General features: G+C 62.8%; 21 protein-coding genes. 7 read left to right on the forward strand and 14 right to left on the reverse strand.

Annotated elements, in window-relative coordinates; all coding sequences use genetic code 11:
* Positions 1-118: 118 nt before the first annotated feature.
* From P0204_RS18995 to P0204_RS19005, 3 genes are read left to right on the forward strand one after another with little or no spacing between them, the layout of a single operon-like run.
* Positions 119-784 carry an SCO family protein gene (locus P0204_RS18995; protein WP_276224358.1) on the forward strand — a complete coding sequence of 222 codons (666 nt, stop codon included), beginning with the start codon at positions 119-121 and terminating at the stop codon, positions 782-784.
* A gap of 5 nt (positions 785-789) precedes the next feature.
* Positions 790-1,308: a TlpA family protein disulfide reductase gene (locus tag P0204_RS19000; RefSeq protein WP_276224359.1), complete on the forward strand. Its 519-nt coding sequence runs from the start codon at positions 790-792 to the stop codon at positions 1,306-1,308.
* Positions 1,305-1,961 (forward strand): cytochrome c biogenesis CcdA family protein, encoded by a 657-nt coding sequence (locus tag P0204_RS19005; protein ID WP_276224360.1) that lies wholly within the window; start codon positions 1,305-1,307, stop codon positions 1,959-1,961. The genes P0204_RS19000 and P0204_RS19005 overlap by 4 nt, the downstream gene beginning before the upstream one ends.
* Before the next feature lie 73 nt (positions 1,962-2,034).
* Here P0204_RS19005 and P0204_RS19010 read toward each other — a convergent pair whose 3' ends face one another.
* The 4 genes from P0204_RS19010 to P0204_RS19025 form a co-directional block, all read right to left on the reverse strand.
* Complete coding sequence (locus tag P0204_RS19010) at positions 2,035-2,595, reverse strand: class I SAM-dependent methyltransferase (RefSeq protein ID WP_276224362.1); 561 nt, start codon at positions 2,593-2,595, stop codon at positions 2,035-2,037.
* A gap of 2 nt (positions 2,596-2,597) precedes the next feature.
* Complete coding sequence (locus P0204_RS19015; RefSeq protein WP_276224364.1) at positions 2,598-3,038, reverse strand: DUF302 domain-containing protein; 441 nt, start codon at positions 3,036-3,038, stop codon at positions 2,598-2,600.
* Positions 3,039-3,143: 105 nt separating this feature from the next.
* Positions 3,144-4,682 (reverse strand): PAS domain-containing sensor histidine kinase, encoded by a 1,539-nt coding sequence (locus tag P0204_RS19020; protein WP_276224365.1) that lies wholly within the window; start codon positions 4,680-4,682, stop codon positions 3,144-3,146.
* A 25-nt stretch (positions 4,683-4,707) separates the two neighbouring features.
* A complete protein-coding gene (locus P0204_RS19025; protein ID WP_276224367.1) occupies positions 4,708-4,890 on the reverse strand; it encodes a DUF8073 family membrane protein in 183 nt (60 codons plus the stop codon).
* 123 nt (positions 4,891-5,013) lie between these two features.
* Here P0204_RS19025 and P0204_RS19030 point away from each other — a divergent pair, with 123 nt between their 5' ends.
* The 3 genes from P0204_RS19030 to P0204_RS19040 are packed head-to-tail and all read left to right on the forward strand — an operon-like array spanning position 5,014 to position 7,656.
* Positions 5,014-6,456 (forward strand): cytochrome ubiquinol oxidase subunit I, encoded by a 1,443-nt coding sequence (locus P0204_RS19030; protein ID WP_276224368.1) that lies wholly within the window; start codon positions 5,014-5,016, stop codon positions 6,454-6,456.
* A complete protein-coding gene (locus P0204_RS19035; protein WP_276224370.1) occupies positions 6,449-7,450 on the forward strand; it encodes a cytochrome d ubiquinol oxidase subunit II in 1,002 nt (333 codons plus the stop codon). The genes P0204_RS19030 and P0204_RS19035 overlap by 8 nt, the downstream gene beginning before the upstream one ends.
* 2 nt (positions 7,451-7,452) lie before the next feature.
* Positions 7,453-7,656, forward strand: coding sequence for a hypothetical protein (locus P0204_RS19040; RefSeq protein ID WP_276224372.1), 204 nt, complete (start codon positions 7,453-7,455; stop codon positions 7,654-7,656).
* A gap of 128 nt (positions 7,657-7,784) precedes the next feature.
* On the opposite strand, the gene P0204_RS19045 is transcribed toward P0204_RS19040, so the two are convergent.
* From P0204_RS19045 to P0204_RS19085, 10 genes are all read right to left on the reverse strand, one after another.
* Positions 7,785-8,438 (reverse strand): potassium channel family protein, encoded by a 654-nt coding sequence (locus P0204_RS19045; RefSeq protein WP_276224374.1) that lies wholly within the window; start codon positions 8,436-8,438, stop codon positions 7,785-7,787.
* Positions 8,439-8,615: 177 nt separating this feature from the next.
* Positions 8,616-8,822: a hypothetical protein gene (locus tag P0204_RS19050; protein ID WP_276224376.1), complete on the reverse strand. Its 207-nt coding sequence runs from the start codon at positions 8,820-8,822 to the stop codon at positions 8,616-8,618.
* A gap of 158 nt (positions 8,823-8,980) precedes the next feature.
* Positions 8,981-10,648: an FAD-dependent oxidoreductase gene (locus P0204_RS19055; RefSeq protein WP_276224378.1), complete on the reverse strand. Its 1,668-nt coding sequence runs from the start codon at positions 10,646-10,648 to the stop codon at positions 8,981-8,983.
* Positions 10,649-10,837: 189 nt separating this feature from the next.
* Positions 10,838-12,586, reverse strand: a complete 1,749-nt coding sequence (locus P0204_RS19060) for a b(o/a)3-type cytochrome-c oxidase subunit 1 (protein WP_276224380.1) — start codon at positions 12,584-12,586, stop codon at positions 10,838-10,840.
* Between the two features lies 1 nt (position 12,587).
* Positions 12,588-13,103: a cytochrome c oxidase subunit II gene (locus P0204_RS19065; RefSeq protein WP_276224382.1), complete on the reverse strand. Its 516-nt coding sequence runs from the start codon at positions 13,101-13,103 to the stop codon at positions 12,588-12,590.
* Position 13,104: 1 nt separating this feature from the next.
* Positions 13,105-13,497, reverse strand: a complete 393-nt coding sequence (locus tag P0204_RS19070; RefSeq protein ID WP_276224384.1) for a halocyanin — start codon at positions 13,495-13,497, stop codon at positions 13,105-13,107.
* A 171-nt stretch (positions 13,498-13,668) separates the two neighbouring features.
* A complete protein-coding gene (locus P0204_RS19075) occupies positions 13,669-16,017 on the reverse strand; it encodes a heavy metal translocating P-type ATPase (protein ID WP_276224385.1) in 2,349 nt (782 codons plus the stop codon).
* A 4-nt stretch (positions 16,018-16,021) separates the two neighbouring features.
* The gene (locus P0204_RS19080; protein WP_276224386.1) at positions 16,022-16,771 is read right to left on the reverse strand and encodes a sulfite exporter TauE/SafE family protein; all 750 of its coding nucleotides are present in this window, start codon (positions 16,769-16,771) and stop codon (positions 16,022-16,024) included.
* 26 nt (positions 16,772-16,797) lie between these two features.
* Entirely contained in the window at positions 16,798-16,995 is a 198-nt protein-coding gene (locus tag P0204_RS21270; protein ID WP_473092357.1) for a DUF8131 family protein, read from the reverse strand.
* 71 nt (positions 16,996-17,066) lie between these two features.
* Complete coding sequence (locus P0204_RS19085) at positions 17,067-17,948, reverse strand: sulfurtransferase (RefSeq protein WP_276224388.1); 882 nt, start codon at positions 17,946-17,948, stop codon at positions 17,067-17,069.
* Positions 17,949-18,363: 415 nt separating this feature from the next.
* Here P0204_RS19085 and P0204_RS19090 point away from each other — a divergent pair, with 415 nt between their 5' ends.
* Positions 18,364-19,080, forward strand: a complete 717-nt coding sequence (locus P0204_RS19090) for a helix-turn-helix domain-containing protein (protein ID WP_276224389.1) — start codon at positions 18,364-18,366, stop codon at positions 19,078-19,080.
* The last annotated feature ends 214 nt before the right edge of the window (positions 19,081-19,294 follow it).

Consider the following 19,294-nt stretch of genomic DNA (forward strand, 5'->3'; position numbering starts at 1 on the left):
AACACCGTCTGGTTCGGTCGTCGAAACGTCGTGTGTCAACGTCCGTCTAGTATGTTCGACGAACCGTTACGAGAGTCCCACCAGACCGCTTTTCCGCGTGATTCGCCAATTATGACCGATGCGACGCCGACAGCTACTCAAGGGGGTTACAGCGGTCGGGACAGCGTCGGTCGCCGGCTGTCTCTCGGAGTCGAACGTCGTCCTGAACGCGCCGGCCGACCGCCAGTTCGACAGCGAGGATCTCCCGTACCCCGCCCACGGGCAGGCGTTTCCGCATTTCTCGCTCCCGAACCCGCTCTCGGACGAGACGATCGGGACCGAACAGCTGGACGAGACGCTGCTGGTCACCGGCTTCTTTGCGACCTGTCCGGCCGAATGTGTCCAGCTCATCGGCCAGCTGGTCGGTGTCCAGCACGGGGTCGTCGAGGAGGGGCTGGCCGATTCGGTCCGATTTCTGGCCATCACCTTCGACCCGGAACGGGACGACACCGAGGCGCTCCGGGAGTACGCCGACCGGATGGGTGTCGACCGCGACGCCGGCAACTGGGAGTTCCTCCGTCCTCCCGACCCGGCGGCGGCAGAGCGCGTCGTCGACGAGCAACTCGGCATCACGTACGAGCGCGTCAGCGAGAGCAGCAGGGTCGATGGGTACGACTTCAATCACCTCTCGCTGACCTTCCTCATCAACCCCGAGGGGTACGTCGAGCGCGCCTACCGTACCTCCCAGCCGGACGCCGAGCAGGTGCTCGCGGACACCCGAACGGTCGTCCAGCGCTCGGGGTGACCGGTATGCGTCGTCGCCACCTCCTCGCCGCCATCGGCGGGACCGCCGCCGTGGGCACGGGAACTCTCTACGTCCGACCGTGGCGGTCAGGGAACGAGAGCGCTGCGCCGGTCACCGTCGAGACGCTCGACGCACCCGGTAGCGACGCGGGGACGGTCACCGTGCCGCCGGCCGACGGCCCGCTGGTGCTAGAGTTCTTCGCCACGACCTGTTCGACGTGTGCCGACCAGATGGCGGTGCTCGCGGACGCGTATCGCCGCGCGGACGACTCGGTCCCGTTCCTGTCGGTGACGAGCGAACCGGTCGGCCTCTCGGTCAGCCGGGCTGACGTGCGCGAGTGGTGGCGGACCCACGACGGGGGTTGGCCCGTCGGCCTCGACGACGGGACGGCGCTCGCCCAGCGGTACGACGCGACGCGGGTGCCGACGACGCTCGTGCTCGACGAGGGGATCGCGTGGCGACACACCGGCCCCTTCGACGTCGACGCTCTCCTTGCGGCTATCCGGGCGGTGACCGACGGATGAGCCCGGGCGTGACGCTCGCGTTCGCGTTCGGCGCTGGGTTGACGACGTTCGCTGCCCCCTGTGTGTTTCCGTTGCTCCCGGGCTACGTCGGCTACTACGCCGACCAGCATGGCGGCCGGGGAACGACGCGACCACTACAACAGGGACTGGCGGCGGCCGCGGGCGTGCTCGTCGTCTTCGCGGCGCTGACGGCCGCCGTCTACATCCTCGACAGCCGCGTAGTGTCGTCGCTCGACGGACTGGAACCCGTGGCAGGCGGCCTTCTGATAGTGCTCGGTGCCGTCACGCTTACCGGCTACGCGCCATCGATACACGTCGCGCTCCCGGAGCACCGAGACACGTCGCTGGGTCTGTTCCTCTTCGGTGGCGTCTACGCCGTCGCCGCCGCGGGGTGTACCGTGCCGATACTGCTGGCGGTGGTCGCACAGGCGTTCGCGGTGGCACCGCTCCCGGGTGCCGTGGTTCTCTCGATGTACGCGGTGGGCGTGGCGCTCCCGATGGTCGTGGCCACCGTCGCCGTGGGGTACGGGTCCGACATGCTAACCGGCGGCGCGGGCGTCTCCGGCTCCACGCTCACGCGTGTCGCGGGGGGTATCATGCTGGTCGCGGGTGCGGTACAGGTGCTGGCTGGGCTACCGCTCGAACTGTTGTAATTCTGTGCCGACCGACGGGCGTCGACGCGTCGACAATCGTGATACTGTCAGCCGCAGTCGGTTGCAGGCCTACCTACTGGGCCGTCGCCACGAGGAGGAATGTCTCGGGGCGGTCGGCCTCGAACTCGATGGTAAAGCTGCCATCTTCGAGCGTGGTGACCGCCTCCGCCAGCGAGTACCGTTCGGACGATGGCGGGCCGCGCTCACCCTCCCCGTCGGCTGTCCAGTCGGCGACGACGAGTCGGCCGCCCGGCCGGAGGACACGGTGAATCTCCTCGATGGCCTCGGCCGTCGCGAACTCGTGGTAGGTCATCGTCGAGAAGGCCCGGTCGACGCTGTCAGTATCGAGGGGCATTTCGTCGACCGGAGCGGTCACGAGGTCGACGTTCTCGGGGACCCCCTTCTCGCGGTAGAACTCGTGCATCTCCGGCTGCAGGTCGACGGCGTACACCTGGCCGGCGTCGGGGGCGATGTCGTCCGTGTAGAACCCGGTGCCGCTTCCCAGGTCAACCACGGTGTCGCCGGGGGTACAGTCGAGCGCCCAGCGCAGTTCCTCCGTGGAGAGGACACAGTAGCGCCGCGCGGGAGCTTCGAGATCGCCCGCACGGTCGGCATCGAAGGTGTGGTGCCGCATCGTTACAGGTTGTCGAAGGCTTCGTCTACTAGCTCGCCGGTGTCGGCCAGGATATCCGCCATCGCCTCGCTGTCCGGAGCCATCCCGACGAGACGGGCGATACGCATGATGCTGATGTGGTACACTTTCTGGATACCCGGTTCTTCCTCCCAGACGACGACGTTACATGGCATCAGCGCCCCGATTCGCCCGTCGCTGACGTCGAGCGCCCGGCCGGCGACCGCCGGGTTACACGCCCCCAGGATATAGTATGGGTCTCGGTCGGCGTCGATCTTCTCGTTGAGCATCTCCGAGGGAGAGAACTCCGTCGTCATCCCGAAGCCGGCGTCCTCAAACACCTCGCGGACGTGGTCGACGGCCGCTTCGTGGTCCATCTCCAGCGTCGTCTGAACTTCCCCGATTTCCTCCGGGTCGAACTGCTGTGGGTCGATAGGTAGCGACATTCGTGTACTAAATTGTAACTGGCGTGCAAAACTCTTCTGTATCTACTGTGGGCATCCACCGATGCTGCGGCGAAGTGGGGCTACCGTTAGTCCCACAAGAAGCCCTCAGTGGTCGGCCCGCGGGAGGCTGATAACGAACTCGGCACCCTCGTCACTATCAGTCACGTATACGTCGCCACCGTACCGGTCGACGAGTGTATCGACCAGATACAGGCCCAGCCCAGTGCCGGAACTCTCTAGTCCCTTCTCACCGCGCCCGAATATCTCGTCTTTCCGGTCATCCGGAACGCCCGGTCCGTTGTCCGCGATGTGGACCGTGACCCATTCGTCAGTGGTCTGTACCCACACGCGAAGCTGTGGGACTGCACTGTCGTTGTGCTGGATACCGTTGGCAAGGATGTTCCGAAAGACCGACGCTAACATGCCGTCAGCGACCACTGCCGTGCTCGGAATCTCTCCATCGACAGTGACGATAGCCTGTGAGTAGGTGCTACGTATCTCGTCTATCTGGGTTTCAAGGGTTGACTTGAGTGGAATCCGATCCGTACCGAACTCCGAGTCGAGCATCGTCTCCGTGAGGTCACGTGCCTGACGAGTGATATCGACGGCATGGTGTCCTTTTGTGACCATCGTCTCGAGATATTCTATCCCATCGTCGTCGACGTGGTCACGGAGCACCTCCGCCATCCCGAGAACTACTTGGAGGTCGTTCCGGATGTCGTGTCTCGTGACGCTGTTCAGGATTTCGAGGTTCTCCGTCTGCTCCCGGAGGGTCTGTTCCTGTCTTCGTTGTTCGGTGATGTCCTCGATGCTGCCCACGATACCCTCTATACCCGTCCGGTCGGCGCTCAGTGGCGCCTTGTGAGTGCGGACATGTCGCTCCTCCCCCTGCAGAGTGATGGTGGCCTCCAACACCTGTTTTTCACCCGTCTCGAGTACTTTGTCGTCGTGTTTTTCACACACCGCTGCGTGTTGTTCGCTTCGCAATTCCTCAGTCCGAGACCCGATTATCTCCTCTCTCGGCTCACCACAGAATGTCTCGAACGCCGTGTTACACCCCAGATAGACGCCGTCCGTGTCCCGGTAGAACATCGGGTGAGGGATGCGGTCGAGGATTGTTGCCAGTCGCGTCTCGGTCTGACGGCGGGTTTCGAGTTCCCGCCGGAACAGTCGCTGCATATCCTCGTCGTCAATATACGTATCTGAACCCACCATCGCCTGGAGATAGGCGAACAATTGTGTCGGTTGACCGCTGGTCGCATCGCGTTCCACGTAATCGACTGCCCCGGCCATCAGAACATCGAACACGACCAGCGGGTCCGTCGTCGGTTCGACGACTGCCACCACCGGTGTCTCGTCCAGTCGGTCGGAAAGAGACTGTACGAGTTGGGCCGGACGCTTGACTGTGGTCGTGTCGACAACAACGACACTGTTGACACCATCCGCGGGAAATGAGTCCACGTTCTCGGCTGTCTCGGCGGTATCGACCGTTACTGTGTCTGGCGTCTCGTTATCTATTTCTGACACGTAGTCAAAATCGGTACCGACGTAGAGTATCTTTTCAAATTTCACAGGACGCTTACACCTTGATTGGTGGGTATTTTGTGTTTGTACGTATCTTAACGCGTTGTTGACTTGGGGCAAGTGGATGTCGAGTCTGTGCCCCGGACTAGCGACCAACCCGGTGCCAGTTGCGGACCAATGCGACACCGAAGGCGAACACGATGGCACCGACCCCAAGCTGTCGACCAACGGTGCCGAACTCGCCGTGCTGAACTGCAACGATTCCTCGTACCATCATGACCGCTGTCACGACCACCACGAGTGCGAGCACCGTCCACCGAATTTCCATACCGGGATAGAGGCGACTGTGCCAGTAAATCGCTCCCTTGTCATACGACAAAACTGGAGCTAAGGCTTCCGCACGGCGACCGTTTTGTTGTACGACAGCCCCGCAGCCACACGGTTTCAAACCATGATCGACCCAGTAATCGCGAGTCGGCTCCAGTTCGCAGTCACGACGATCGTCCACATCATCTTCCCCGTGATGAGCATGGGCCTGGCCCCGTTTCTCATCTACTTCACGTGGAAGGACATCCGGACTGACGAGCCGATATACGAACAGTTGCGTCGCTTCTGGACCAAGATATTCGCCATCTCGTTCGTCGTCGGCACCGTCACGGGTATCGTCCTCGAGTTCGAGTTCGGGACGAACTTCGCAGCTTTCTCGACGGCCGCCGGCGAACTGTTCGGCGGGCCACTGGCCGTCGAGGGGATGATGGCGTTCATGCTGGAGGCGACCTTCCTCGGTGTGTTCGTCTTCGGCCGGGACCGTGTCGGCGACAAACTCTACTTCGTCTCCAGTATCGCTGTCGGCCTCGGGACGTGGTTGTCGGCGGTGTGGATTCTCATCGCCAACTCGTGGATGCAGACCCCGCGTGGCTACGAACTGGTTACGGAGAACGGCCAGACCATCGTCCACCTCACCGACCCGATAGCTGCGTATCTCAACCCCCGCTTTGGTTATATGTACGTCCACATGCAGAACGCGGCCGTCGAGTCGGTCGCACTGTTCATGGCCGGCGTCGGGGCCTACTACGTGTTCCGGCACCACGTCTGGGGCTACCCCGTCGAGAACGTGAACTTCTGGGAGGCAACGCTGAAGATTGGTCTCGTGGCCTTGCTCATCACCGCGCCGCTGCAGGTCCTCCACGGCGACATGTACGGCCGCCACGTCGCCGAGACCCAGCCACAGAAGTTCGCAGCGATGGAGGCCGTCTGGGAAACCGAATCATACGTCCCCGAATACATCGTCGCTGTGCCGACGAGTGTCGACGGCTTCACCGACCCGAGAGCGAAGGAGCTGTTCGGTATCGGGATACCGGGCGGTGCCTCGTGGCTGGCCAGCGGGGGTGATCCGACGGCCGAAATACGCGGCTTGAACGACTTCGAGACCGAAGCCCCACCCGTCGCCATCGTGTTCTGGGCGTTCCGCGCGATGGTCGGGCTCGGCTTCTGGTTCATCCTGCTGGCGCTCTGGGGCGGCTACCGCTGGTACAAGGGACAGCTGCTGGAGGACGGCCTCTTGCATAAGGCGTTGATGGGGTCGTCGCTGCTCGGTATCGTCGCCGTCGAACTCGGCTGGATAGTGACGGAGGTCGGCCGCCAACCGTGGGTCATCCAGGACGTGATGCGCACCAGTGCGGGCGTCTCGCCGGGGCTGACCGGCACCGAGGCGACCATCACACTCGTCGGGTTCGTGGGCGTCTATACGACGCTACTGGGGCTGTACAGCTACGTCGTCTGGCGCATCATCCGCAACGGGCCGCCGGGCGGCGACCAGCTCCGGGTGAACCGCGAGGAGTCGCCGACGACGGGACCGGAGACGCCGGCACCGGGGGTGGCCGACGATGACTAGCGTCGAGTCTCTCGCAGCCGGGCCGCTCTTTGGCCTCCCACTACCGGAGCTGTGGTTCGTCCTCGTATTTACGATGCTGGCCACGTTTCTCTTTCTGGACGGCTTCGACTTCGGGGCCGGCGCGATATTCGCGCTGCTGGAGACGGACGACGAGCGCGAGACGGTGCTGGCGGCCATCGGCCCGTTCTGGGACGGCAATGAGGTGTGGCTGGTCGTCTTCGGCGGGGCGCTGTTCGCCGCGTTCCCGCCGGCCTACGCCGGCCTGTTCAGCCGCCACTACCTGCTGATGTTCGGTATTCTGGGCACGCTCATCCTCCGTGGACTCGCCCCGGAAATGTACGAGCAGCGCCACGACAGCCAGTGGCAGCGTTGGTGGGGGCGGGCGTTCGTCACCGGTAGCGTCCTCGCGCCGTTCCTGCTCGGTGCCTTCGCCGGCAACTGGCTCGTCGGCAGTGGTCGGTCGCTGACACTCGTCGGTCTCGTCGTTGGCGTCACGGTGACGCTGTTGACCGTCGTCTCAGGGGCGGCGTTCCTGCAACTCAAGGGCCGCGAGCGACTGCCCGAGGCAGTGACGACCTACGGGACGGCGGCGACGGTGGGGTACCTACTCGCCGTCGTCGTCACGCTTGGCGTTCTCGCCGTACGGTTGCCTGGCGGCCTCGAAGCGCTGCTGGACCCCGCTATTGTCGCCCTCGTCGTGGCCTCTATCGGGCTGGCGGCGGGGTACGTCGTGGCACTGGGGCGTGAACAGAGCCTGCTGGCGCTCGGGGCGGCAGCGGTGCTGACCTACGGGCTCGTCGCCGTCGTCGCTATACTGATGTACCCCGCTATCGACCCCGCGACGGGAGCGACGGTCCGGGGTACCATCGTCTCGACGCTGCCGCTGAATCTGATGACCATCGGCGCGTCGCTGCTGTTGCCGCTGGTGGCCATCTACTTCGTGGTGCTGTACTCGGCCTTCAGCGGCCCCATCACGCCCGAGGAGGCGTATTGAGGGTGGCGACCGGGACGTGGCTCCTGTCGCGTATCGTCGTCACGTGGGTTGAGGTCATCGCAGTCGGCTTCGTCGGCGCGGCGTTGGGCGGGGCGACGACGGGGCCGCCACAGTTCATCGTCTATCTGGCGACAGTACTGGCCTCCGTCGGCGCGTTGCTCTACAACGTTGACAAACTGATTCAGCGCCGGCTCGCCGAACGCTGATACCCGGTGGTCACCGCACAGTCAGCAAGTTCGACCGGGTTTCGGGGCGCTCGCTCCGAGGACTCGGGCGGGAAGCTTCTCCGTACAGAACCGCAACGTAACACCGCGCTGTCTCGACTGTCGCGGAGTCAACCGCGCATGAGATTCAGCACCTCGTCGGCGACGGTCGACTTGACAGCGAGAACGTAGCCCTCGCCGGGTTCCAGCACGGTATCCGCTCTGGCCAGTTCCGTTCTGTCCGCTGTTGAGATAAGCAAACTCCCCTCGGGAAGCGCGATTTCGTCGAGCCGTCGCCCTGCGACGGGTGCCGATGGCGCGACGGTGACCTCGATGATATCGATCTCGGCAGTCGGATAGACGAGCGTCCGTACGTCCTCCCCGACCAGCATATCCGCCGCGTAGTCGCCGCCGAGATACTCGGGTAGCAGCGTCGCGTCAATCACCTCGTCGTATTCCTGTTCGGTCCCCGTCCTCGCTCTCGCGATGGTCCGAATCGACGGGGCGTACTGCTGGGCCTCCATGCATATCGCGAGGTTCGTACCCGGCTCGTCGGTGAGTGCGGCGATGGCGTCGGCATCGGCCACGTCGGCCTGTTCGAGAATCGACGGGCGCGTGGCGTCGCCGTGGATGACCGGCCCGAGATACGCATCGGCCAACGCCTCGACGCGATCCTCGTCGGACTCTATGAGCAGGACGTCGTGGCCCTGCTCGGAGAGGTTTTCGGCGGTCTGTTTGCCGACGCGGCCGCCACCAGCAACGATGAATCGCTGTGTCCGGCTCATGAATTGATATCGTGTGCGTGTTATTATCAATACCCCGCCCGTTCTATTAGACTGGGAACGTACCATGTCTCTCCCAGGGCCGACGTATCGCGCAGCAGTCCGTAGCCCCACGTCCCCGGTCGGCAGGCGGGTCGTCGCCAGTAGCGAGACGAGACAGCACCGAGCCGAGGCCCCTCATCAGTTCGTCCGCCGCTCCGACAGTGCCGTATTCTCGCGTCTGAGGCCGATTGCGAACAGCAACACCGCGCTCGGGACGAGCAGGAGGGCTCCGAGCGCAGTCACCATGTCGTCGGTCGCCACCCCGAGGGCGATTGCAGCAATAGCGATACCGGCCGTGAACAGCGCGGGGATACAGATACGACAGCCGAGTATCCGCCGTTTCATTTTCTGACCCAACGACATACACACCGGTTGTCGCTACGAACGCGTAGCTGCAGGGTTGTCGTTTGACAACGCCAGTACCGGCCCACCCCGGGCGGTACGCATCTACCCTGTATCGCACCGTAACGGGCGAATAGCTGCCCGAACGTACAGCCACAGTCTCAATCGTAGTCGTCGATCAGCGGCGGGTCGGCCCGGGCCGCGCGGTCGCGCTGGACGCCGTCGTAGAGCGCGTAGCCGCCGCTCAGGCTCGCCGCTTCGATACCGTGCTGTTCGAGGACGCGACCGGCGGCGTAGGATGTCTGCCCCATCTTGCAGTAGGTGACGACCTCGTTGGGCAGTTCGTCGGTCTGGTCCCGGAGAGCGGGCAGTGGAACATTCAGCGCGTCGGGGATGTGACCCTCCGCTGTGCGCATCTCCGGCGGGCGGCAATCGAGTAGCGGCCGATCCTCGCTGTCGAGATCGTGACAGTGTATGAGGTCGACGAGTCCCTCTAAGACGTTCTCTGCGGCCATCCCGGCCATGTTGACCGGGTCCTTGGCTGAGGAGTACGGCGGCGCGTACGTAAGGTCCAGCTGTGCAAGCTCCGACACCGTGGCCCCGTTCTGCATCGCCGTCGCTACCACGTCGATTCGTTTGTCGACGCCGTCGCGACCCACGCTCTGGGCACCCAGAACAGTCCCGTCGGTTGGGTCGAACAGAAGCTTCAGCCAGAACCGCTCGGCGGCGGGGTAGTATTCCGCGTGGTTCGGCGGGTAGACATACACTTTCTCCAGTTCCTCGCCGTCACCGATACTCGCTTCGGTCTCGCCGATGGCACCCACCGTTAGGTCGAACACCTTTGCGACCGCGGTGTCGTATACCGGGTCGAGGTGGTCTTCCCGCCCAGCGAGAACGGTGCCCAGCACGCGACCCTGTCGGTTGGCCGGACCACCCAGCGGAACCCACGCGTGCTCGCCACCGACAGCCGGAACCGCCGCTGCGTCGCCGAGCGCGTACACGTCCGGCGCGGACGTGCGCAATTGATCGCCGACACGAATCGCCCCGGAGTCGTGGATGTCGAGGTCAGCATCCTCGGCGAGGTCGGTCCGCGGACTGACGCCGGCCGCCAGCACGACGAGGTCGACATTCTTCGTCTCGCCGTCGCCGAACTCGACCGTCGTCACCTCTCCGGGCCGGAACGCGCTGACAATGGTGTCCAGCCGCAGGTCGACGCCGGCATCGCGAACGTGATTGTGGACGTGGGCGGCCATCGCCGGTCCGAGAGTGCGGGGCATCACCTGTGACTCCATCTCCGCGGTGATCACGGACAGCCCTGCCTCATGGAGCGTCTCCGTCACCTCCAGGCCGATGTATCCGCCACCGACGACGAGTGCCCGGTCGACACCGTCGTCCTCGACCCGCTCTCTGATAGCTGTCACGTCGTCGATGGTCCGGACGGAGTGTGTTTCGACCTCGTCGAGACCGTCTATCGGCGGTTCGATGGGTGCCGCACCCGTCGCCAAGACGAGCGAGTCGTAGGACAGGCGCTCCCGACCGTCCGGCGAGCGGACCGTCACCGTTCGGGACTCGGTGTCGAGACCGGTAGCCTTGTGATTCGTCCGGACATCGAGGTCGAACATCGAACTGACCACCTCCGGCGTGAGCACGGCGAGGTCGTCTTCTGGGATCGTCCCGTCGAGATGATACGGGAGGCCACAACTCGCGTAAGAGACGTAGTCGCCGGCCTCGAGGACCACGATGTCCGCGTCCTCGTCCAACCGCCTGAGGCGGGTCGCGGTGCTCATCCCGCCGGCGTTCCCGCCGACGATGACTATGCGCTGTCTCATTCTTGCCTCTCAGGGACCCATTGGTTTCCATCAGCTGCAAGAACCCGGACTAGCACTATGCGATTGAGTTGGCGCGACAGAAGTGTGACTGTACGCATTCATTCGGGCGTTGGAGGACAGAAAATTGAACGTCTGGTTATCGTGTGACAACCAAGTGGGAGGCCGAGCGCGTGCGTGGTAATCAGGTGTTCACACCGGGAACGGCGGCGCGGCGGGGCTGAATACACCATCGGCCACCATCGAGTAGATGGGGAACCCATAGGCGATGGCGACGAGCACGACGGCGATGAGGAACCAGAGTTTGACGTTGTCCAGCACCCGTGGGCTGTCCGAAGCTCCGGAGATGGGTTCGGGAAGGTGGCTGTCGACGCGCAACCGACCCCGCCCACGCTCGGCTAGCCACGTTCCGACCATCACGAACACGAACATGAGCGCACCCAACGTCAGCAGCGACCCACCGATCGCGATCTGGAGACGCATCTCCGACATCGACCCCAGCAGCGGCGCGAAGTCGAACTGCTGGTATTGCGGTTCCGCAGTCCGTCTGGGGACACCGGCCAGCCCCGCTCGGTGCATCGCGTTGGACATCAGCCCCATGCCGATGAACCAGATGTACGGCTGTATCTGGGCGACGCCGTAGAACTGCAGGCGTTTGCCGGTAATCTGCGGGTAGAGCCAGTAACTGATGGCCATCATCGTCAAGGCGCTTGCCGTCCCGACGGTGAGATGGAAGTGGCCCGGGACCCACAGCGTGTTGTGGACCAGTGAGTTGATGTTCATCCCGGCGTTGACGATGCCCGAGAAGCCCCCGGCGGCGAACATCAGGCCCGCGAGCGCACAGCCGGCAAACGCCGGGTTCCCCCACGGGAGCGACTTCAGCCAGCCCAGATACCCCGTGCCGCCCCGCTGGCGGGCCCCGTACTCCATGCTCGCGACGACGGTGAAGGCGGTGAGGAAACTCGGGAGCAACAGGAACATCGTGTTGGTCATCGCGATGAACTTGAACCCTTCCGGCACGCCGGGGTCGGCGTACTGGTGGTGAAAGCCCACAGGCGTCGACAGCAGGAGAAAGAGGATGAAGACCACACGAGCCAGCGGGTCGCTGAACAGCCGACCGCCCGAAAGTTTCGGCAGGACGGTATACCACGTGAAGTAGGCCGGCATCAGCCAGAAGTACACCACTGGGTGGCCGAAATACCAGAACAGCGTCCTGGTCAGCAGGGGATCGACGCTCTCGATGAGCCCCAGCGACATCGGCAGGAGAAAGACCAGCACCTCGACGGCGACGCCGAGCGTGGCGATGTACCACATCAGCATCGTCGTCATGATCATGAACATCTGCAGCGGGATGCGCTCGCCCGGGTTGTCCTGTCGCCACTGGTAGTACGTCCGGAACCAGTCGACGCCGGCGAGCCACGTCCCCGCGAGCCAGGTCGCCAGTCCCGCGTAGAACAGCGGGTGGGCCTGCAGCGGCGCGTAGAACGTATATAGGACGTCGGCCGAGAAGGGTATCTGGCCGACGAGACCGCCAAAAATGGCCGTCGACGTCATCACCGCGCCCGAGAGCATCAGGAGGAACCAGGCGAGCGAGAACCGCGGCGAGGAGAGTTTCCGGCCGAGGCTGTTGCTGGTCCCCCAGGTGAAGATGCCCGTCAGAAAGAAGATGGTGAAAAACAGCGCGAGCAGGACGCCGTGTCCGGTCAGCACGGAGTAGTAGTCAGCTGAGCTGATGAGTCCGCGGAAGACGTTCGTCCGATGCAGCGCCTGGATGATACCCAGGATAGCACCAATAGCGAGGGCGGTAAACGAGACGCTGAGTGAGAGCCGAGTAATTCGTGCGGCATTCGGGTACCGGTCGATGAAGGCGAGGCGGTCTTTCAGCTGAGTCTCGTCTGCCTCGTACGTCTGTGGTCGCTCTGACTTGTGCGGATGTGCCATCTCAGTTCACCTCACTCTCGTTGAACTCCGCGGGCGGGACGACATCCAGCGACCCTTCCATCGTGTGATGCCCGCTCCCGCAGTACTCGTTACAGACGAGACCGTACTCGCCGGGTTCATCGAACTCGACAGTGACCGTTGCGACCTGTCCAGGGACGGCCATCGTGTTGATGTTCGTCCCAACGACCTCGAAACCGTGAACCACGTCGCCGCTGGTCACGTGGAAGGTGACGGTGCTGTTGGCTGGAAGACGGATAGGCTCGCTCGTCCCCGGGACGAACGCGAACTGGACGGCCTCAATATACACGTCGTAGTGGTTCGGTTCACTACCGTTGTAGACGCCCGGTTCTCGGAAGTTGTCCGAGGCCGTCGGGTTCGTCTGGTCGACTTCCCCGCCGGTCGCGTCAACCATCCCGTAGCCGGCGCCGACCGCGCCGTAGGTCACCGTTCCAATAAAGAGGACGATGAGGGTGAGCGCACCGACCAGCCACAGCCGTTCGAATCGGTGGACGTGCACGTCAGCCCACCACCGTCGGCCCGTTGTCGAGGAACTCGACGAAGTACATGAACAGCCACGCGAGCGTGATGACGAGGAAGTAGATGACCAGTATCGTTCCGGTCCCGATGGGGTCGAAGGCGTCGTGGTCGACCGACTCCGTCTCACCCGTGTCGACGTTGGACTCGTACATTGGTCCGGTGTCCCGCTTGGGGGGCACACGCTCTTCCGTCTGCTTCGCCGGAGCGAACGTCGGTTCCGGTCTGTCACGCCAGCTGAGCAGGTAGACCGCCCCGATAGCGAGCCCTGTGAGCACAAGCGCCGCCGCCGTCACGTAGAGTCCCGAGCCGCCGACCGAGGCGTCGCCACCCGTCCCCTGCGCGGCTGCGACGCCAGCGGCCCCGAGTGCGCTCACCGACAGTACCCCTCGAATCACCACGCGCCGTACGGAGCGACTGCCGGAGCGCCCAGCCCATACGGGGTGGGTGTCTGTCGTACCCGCTCGTCTGTGGTTTGTATCCATCTTGTCTCGAGTGAATTGACTCGACAGGTTTGTAGACTGGTTTGTCACAGGACAACTCCCGGATCACCGTCGGTCGGCCACGGGCCGACTGCGGACGGCTCGCGTGGAGTTGAGGACCACGAGCAGGCTGCTGGTCGCCATCGCGACGGCCGCGAAAAGGGGGTTGAGCACACCGGCGACCGCGAGCGGGACGGCGATACCGTTGTAGAGAAATGCCCAGCCCAGGTTTTCCCGGACCCGACGGCGGGTTCCACGAGTCGTCTCGAAGACCGACGGAACTGGAGTGAGGGTGTCGGTGGTGACGACCACGTCCGCAGCGTCGACGGCGAGCCGGGTGCCACGCTCCATCGCAATACCAACGTCGGCGGCAGCGAGCGCGGGCGCATCGTTGCTCCCGTCGCCGACCATCGCGACCGTTTCAGTCGCTGTCAGCTGCTCGACGACAGCCGCCTTCGCCTCCGGTGGGACGCCGGCGAACACCTCGTCGACGGCAGGGTGGTCGTCGAGCCGGCGGGCGGCTCCCGGGTCGTCACCGGTGATGACGACGACACGGTAGGTCTCGGCGAGTTCGTTCAGAACTGACTCCCACTCTGGTCGGAACTCGTCCCCGGCGACCACGACGCCCCGGACCCGGCCATTCCAGCCCACGTAGCTGGGAACCGTATCGGCCGGTGCCGATCGGTAGCGGTCCTCGAACTCCGACGGGATGGTCCAGCCGCGGTCGGCCATCAGGAAGTGACCGCCGACGAGGACCTCGCGGTCCCCAACGGTCGCACCGACGCCCTGCCCGGGGTAGTTTTCGAAGTCCGTGACCGGGTCATCCCGGGGGGTGCCGGCATCGACAATGGCCTCGGCGACCGGATGGGTCGCGAACTGCTCGATCGCCGCGGCGTACGCAAGCGTCCCGTCGTCCCCGACGACGTCCCGAACAGCCATCTCGCCGGTCGTCAGCGTCCCGGTCTTGTCGAACGCAACCGTCTCTATCTCCGTGGCCGTCTCGAGGACGCCCTTGTCGGTGATGACGATACCGTCGGCGAGCGCGTCACGGATACCCGCAGCCACCGCCATCGGTGTCGCCAATCCCAGCGCACAGGGACAGGAGACCACGAGAACCGTCAATCCGGTCAACAGTGCCGGGGTAGTACCCGACCCAAACGCTAAATGGCCGACAGTGGTCAGGACTGCGAGAACAAATACCAGCGGGACGAACACCGTGGCGATGCGGTCGACGAGCCGTTGTGGACCGGCGACGCCACTCTGAACGTTCCAGAGGGTCTCGACCAGTCTGTCGGCGGTGCTCGTCGGCTCCTCGTCTGCACGGACTACCAACCCGCCATCGACGAGAGTGCCCCCGCCGATGACCTCGTCGCCGGGACCTTTCGTGATCGGGAGTGACTCCCCGGTGACTAACGCCTCGTCGACCGCACCCGTTCCTTCGACAACGCTCCCGTCGACGGGGACCCGTTCGCCCTCTTGAACCACCAGTTCATCACGACCATCAATCTCGGAGTGGTCGATTGTCTCCGTCCCTGCCGCTGTTCGACGTCGCGCCGTTTCGCTACGTTCGTCGGTAATAGCCGCTATGCGGCTGGTTGCGCGTCGACGCACGCGCTCCTGATAGTAATCACCGATGGTCACGGCGAGCACGACCACGATCGCGATGTCGAAATAGACGTCCACCTGCCCGAGCAGCATCGCGATGGTACTGTAGACGTAGGCGGTCGTCGCCGCGACGGCAACCAGCAAATCCATGTTCGGGTGGCCGACCCGGAGGCTGACCACCGCCCCGCGGAGGAGGGGATAGCCGGTGTATCCCAGCACGACGGTCACCATGACCCAGACGTTCGCGAACAGATACCCCCCGGCCGGACCCGAGAGGTTGACGAGCCCGCCGCCCGGTCCGATACCGAGATACACGGGATAGAGAAACAGAATGTACCACATCATCGTCATCATTCCAAAAAACCCACCGACGAGTAGGCGGCCTACTGCCTGCTGGTCGTCGTCTTCTCCCGTGTCTGCGCGCTCCCGGGCGTCGTAGCCATGTGTCGAAACGCCCTCGGCCACGGCCGTCAACCCTGTTTGGTCTGGGTCGTATACCACCTGCATCATTCCCGAAGTGTAGCTCGCTTCAGCGGCGCGAACGCCGGCGACGTCAGTCGCTGTCGTCTCCAAGAACTGCTCGCAGGTCGCACAGTGCATCCCTGAGACATCGAGATACGCCTCGGCCCCCTCCACGTCCGCCGCCGCCGGACCCGTGTCGAGATGCTCGTCGACGGGAGCCTCCTCGGGCTGTTCGTCGAGTGTCCGAGCGACGGTGAGACAGCCCCGACAGCAGTACTCGCCGTCGATATCCGAGGAAGCGTGTGGTGGCTCCGGTGTGGGCAGGCCACAGAGCGTACAGTCACCCACCGAATCACCCCAAGGGTTGGTATATCGGAATCGACGGGTGGGGAAGTTCGATACCGAGAATCAACAGCCCGTGCGACAACGGCAGATACCCCAAAATCAGGAATACGGCACCGAGTGTCCGATGGAGTCCGGACTGGAATCGCGGAGAAACCGAGTTGACCGCGACGCCGTACCCGAACACTGCGGGGACGGTTCCGAGTCCGAGCACGGCTAATGCGAGCGAACCGTAGGCCGGCGAACCGATGGCGAAGGCGTACAGAAACGCCGGATAGAGCAGCGGACACGGGAGTATCCCGTGAACCGCACCCAGCGCGACGATACGTGGCCCGCCGACCCACTGGTCGACGTGCTGATGTAACCGTGTGCTGAGACGCCAGAACAGCGACCCATACCCGATTCGAGCCACCGCGCCAGCCGTCGTCCCAGTACGTAGATACAGTCCCCCGGTGACGATAATAAACCCACCAACGGCGATTCCGGCGACCGCCCGGAGGGTATCAGCCAGTGCGACGACTGCCGCCGTGTCGTAGACGACGGTCCCAAGCAGTCCCATGAGCCCCCCTATCAATGCATAGCTCACTGTTCGGCCGAAGTTGAAGAGTAGATGTTGGCGGATTTCAGGCCACCTGAGTGGTCCGTCGTCCCCCAACTGGTCGGCGTAGAGTGTGACAAGCGGTCCACACATCCCCAGACAGTGCGCGCCACCGAGGAGGCCGACGATAGCGAAGATAACGAGGCCGACATCACCAGTCATAACTCCAGTGCCGTGGCCGCCGGCCATCATCGTATCCGAGACCACCCACGCTCAAGCGTATCGAGGTCGTCTGACCCGAACATCAAACGGACGGCGATAACGATGAGGATCGTATTGATAACCGCTAAGAATGCGACTGGTTCAAGGACGACGACGAACGCGACCACGAACGGAATTGCAAGTAGCCCGACGAGGGGCAATCGCGAGACAGGCATCGAACGCATACCAGAGGGTCACGTCCTCCGTGACTTAGTCGTCCGGTTGGCCTGTGACAATACCTCCGTGGAAATGCTCCCTACTGGTCTGAGCCAGTTGCAATCGGGACACCGATGAGATTCCCCCACTCTGTCCACGCACCGTCGTAGTTACGGACCGATGGATAGCCCAGCAGCTCGGACAGGACGAACCACGTCAATGACGACCGCTCGCCAATGCGACAGTAGACGATGACATCGCTGTCTCTATCTATCCCCCGATTTCGATAGAGCTCCACGAGTGTCTCGGGCGATTTGAACCGCCCGTCAGACTGAAGATTCTTGGACCACACGATATTCTTCGCGCCGGGGATATGACCACCACGCTGGGCCGACTCAGTCATGCCGGGCGGGGCAAGAATAGTGCCGTCGTACTCCTCTGGTAACCGGACATCGACAAATTTCGTTGGCTTTGATAGTGCCCGTTTGACGGCGCTACGATATGCTCTGACGTGTTCGTACGGGCCACGTGTGCGATACGACTGTCTTGGATAGGACGGCACAGCAGTCGTTGTCGGCCGCCCAGACTCAAGCCAGTGCTCCCGTCCTCCGTCAAGTAGGTACATCTCTTCGTGGCCGTAGTACGAAAGCATCCAGTACAGATGGGCCGCAAACCAGTTCGAGTTATCACCGTACAAGATTAGCCTCGAATCCTCTGTGATGCCACGCGCACCGAGCAGATCAGCTAACGCGCTTTCCGATGGGATATCCCGTCGAGTCGCGTGTTGTAATTGTTGCTGCCAGTCGATACAGACCGCACCTGGAATGTGCCCCTGGTCGTAGAACGCGGTGTTGAGGTCTACCTCCACTACGCGTAGGTCAGGGGACTCAGATCCGACCTCGTCGAGGTGCTCTTCGAGCCACGCAGGAGTAACGACAGCATTTCTTACAGACTCTGGGGTACCGCTCAGCCCTGAATTCATATGCAACACACCATAGCAAGCGGCGGAACTAGTCTACCTATGGACACCTGACCTGTCCATATAATTCTAGCCTTGGTAGCCGACAATCACTACGCAAGAACTGACTGTCAGACTGTGACCTACGCGGTCAGCCTTGTTTGGCTACCACGCTGCAGCGAACGTGAGCAGATCGATACCGATGATGAATAGAACGACCATCAGTGCGACAGCTATGACGACTTTGACAAACCACGGCAGAGAGCCATCAGCAGTAGTATTACTCATACTCAACCTTTGTGACCATGTCGCCCTGAGAATTTCGTTGTCCTACGACAAGTAGCCAGAACTAGCGTGGCTACTCTCCAGCATACCGACATGGATAACGGCCCGATGCGAATCGAAATTGACTGTATCGTTGATGCACAGGTTACAGTAGATGCGGGAGTTCGTCTTCGAAATCCGGTACGAAGCCGACACTGACGAGCTGATGGACCTGTTCATCGAGACACCGGAAGCCCGTTCGACGACGTTCCTCTGTTCGATGGGCAACGCGCAGCTCTGGCGGTTGGACCGCATAACTGGCCCCACCTCACTCGTCGAACAAGCGACAGCACTGTTAACGGGGTCGACCTATAACCAGTTGAGTATCAGCGACCGCGCCTGTGGTGGCCGTCATTACAGTGACGTACTCGAAAACGGCTCACAACGAAGCCTCGTCTACAGTTATTTTGAAAATCTCGTCCACTGCGACTCTGTCCCGACTATCACTAACCGGTATATAACAGGGGCACTTCTCTTCGAGATTATCCGTGAAGGGAACACAGAGCGCTGGCGCATCCTTATGGAGGACGATAAGAAAGTCGGTATGCTGTACGACACGTTAGGCGGCCTTCTCCAAGATGGATTGTCTTTCCACTTTGACCACGTGAGCGACGCGACTGGCCCGTTGCTCACGCTGTTCGACTCAGTTTCTATTCGGCCTGAACAGAGCCGAGTGCTTGAACTGGCCGCCGAAGAGGGATATTACGAAACCCCACGCGAAACGACTCTTGATGAGCTTGCAGCGGAACTCGATTGGCCACGCTCAACGGTTTCGTACAGGCTGCGCAAAGCGGAGGCGGCCCTCGTTGAGTCTTATATCTCGGCGAAGTGATCGGTCATAGGGTGCTGTCCTTGTTCTGATTGATCCGCACGTCGCTTCTGGGTCGCTTCGCCAATACCTGCGTTCGTCGAGCAGCTCGAACACGCGTACACTTTCCTGTCGCATACCTTATACACTCTTGAACTGCTCGTATATCTGATGACCACAGGTGGCATATTGAGGCATCGGTTAGCTTTCCGTAGGCTCGTCAGTGATAGGCACAAGA

Origin of the sequence: Haloarcula halophila (assembly GCF_029278565.1) — an archaeon.
GTDB lineage: Archaea > Halobacteriota > Halobacteria > Halobacteriales > Haloarculaceae > Haloarcula > Haloarcula halophila.

What these genes read in the sequence shown, in the direction of transcription:
- P0204_RS18995 (WP_276224358.1), top strand. Translation starts at nt 119, where the DNA reads ATGCGACGCCGACAGCTACTCAAGGGGGTTACAGCGGTCGGGACAGCG.
- P0204_RS19000 (WP_276224359.1), top strand. Translation starts at nt 790, where the DNA reads ATGCGTCGTCGCCACCTCCTCGCCGCCATCGGCGGGACCGCCGCCGTG.
- P0204_RS19005 (WP_276224360.1), top strand. Translation starts at nt 1,305, where the DNA reads ATGAGCCCGGGCGTGACGCTCGCGTTCGCGTTCGGCGCTGGGTTGACG.
- P0204_RS19010 (WP_276224362.1), bottom strand. Translation starts at nt 2,595, where the DNA reads ATGCGGCACCACACCTTCGATGCCGACCGTGCGGGCGATCTCGAAGCT.
- P0204_RS19015 (WP_276224364.1), bottom strand. Translation starts at nt 3,038, where the DNA reads ATGTCGCTACCTATCGACCCACAGCAGTTCGACCCGGAGGAAATCGGG.
- P0204_RS19025 (WP_276224367.1), bottom strand. Translation starts at nt 4,890, where the DNA reads ATGGAAATTCGGTGGACGGTGCTCGCACTCGTGGTGGTCGTGACAGCG.
- P0204_RS19030 (WP_276224368.1), top strand. Translation starts at nt 5,014, where the DNA reads ATGATCGACCCAGTAATCGCGAGTCGGCTCCAGTTCGCAGTCACGACG.
- P0204_RS19035 (WP_276224370.1), top strand. Translation starts at nt 6,449, where the DNA reads ATGACTAGCGTCGAGTCTCTCGCAGCCGGGCCGCTCTTTGGCCTCCCA.
- P0204_RS19045 (WP_276224374.1), bottom strand. Translation starts at nt 8,438, where the DNA reads ATGAGCCGGACACAGCGATTCATCGTTGCTGGTGGCGGCCGCGTCGGC.
- P0204_RS19050 (WP_276224376.1), bottom strand. Translation starts at nt 8,822, where the DNA reads ATGAAACGGCGGATACTCGGCTGTCGTATCTGTATCCCCGCGCTGTTC.
- P0204_RS19055 (WP_276224378.1), bottom strand. Translation starts at nt 10,648, where the DNA reads ATGAGACAGCGCATAGTCATCGTCGGCGGGAACGCCGGCGGGATGAGC.
- P0204_RS19060 (WP_276224380.1), bottom strand. Translation starts at nt 12,586, where the DNA reads ATGGCACATCCGCACAAGTCAGAGCGACCACAGACGTACGAGGCAGAC.
- P0204_RS19080 (WP_276224386.1), bottom strand. Translation starts at nt 16,771, where the DNA reads ATGACTGGTGATGTCGGCCTCGTTATCTTCGCTATCGTCGGCCTCCTC.
- P0204_RS21270 (WP_473092357.1), bottom strand. Translation starts at nt 16,995, where the DNA reads ATGCGTTCGATGCCTGTCTCGCGATTGCCCCTCGTCGGGCTACTTGCA.
- P0204_RS19085 (WP_276224388.1), bottom strand. Translation starts at nt 17,948, where the DNA reads ATGAATTCAGGGCTGAGCGGTACCCCAGAGTCTGTAAGAAATGCTGTC.
- P0204_RS19090 (WP_276224389.1), top strand. Translation starts at nt 18,364, where the DNA reads ATGCGGGAGTTCGTCTTCGAAATCCGGTACGAAGCCGACACTGACGAG.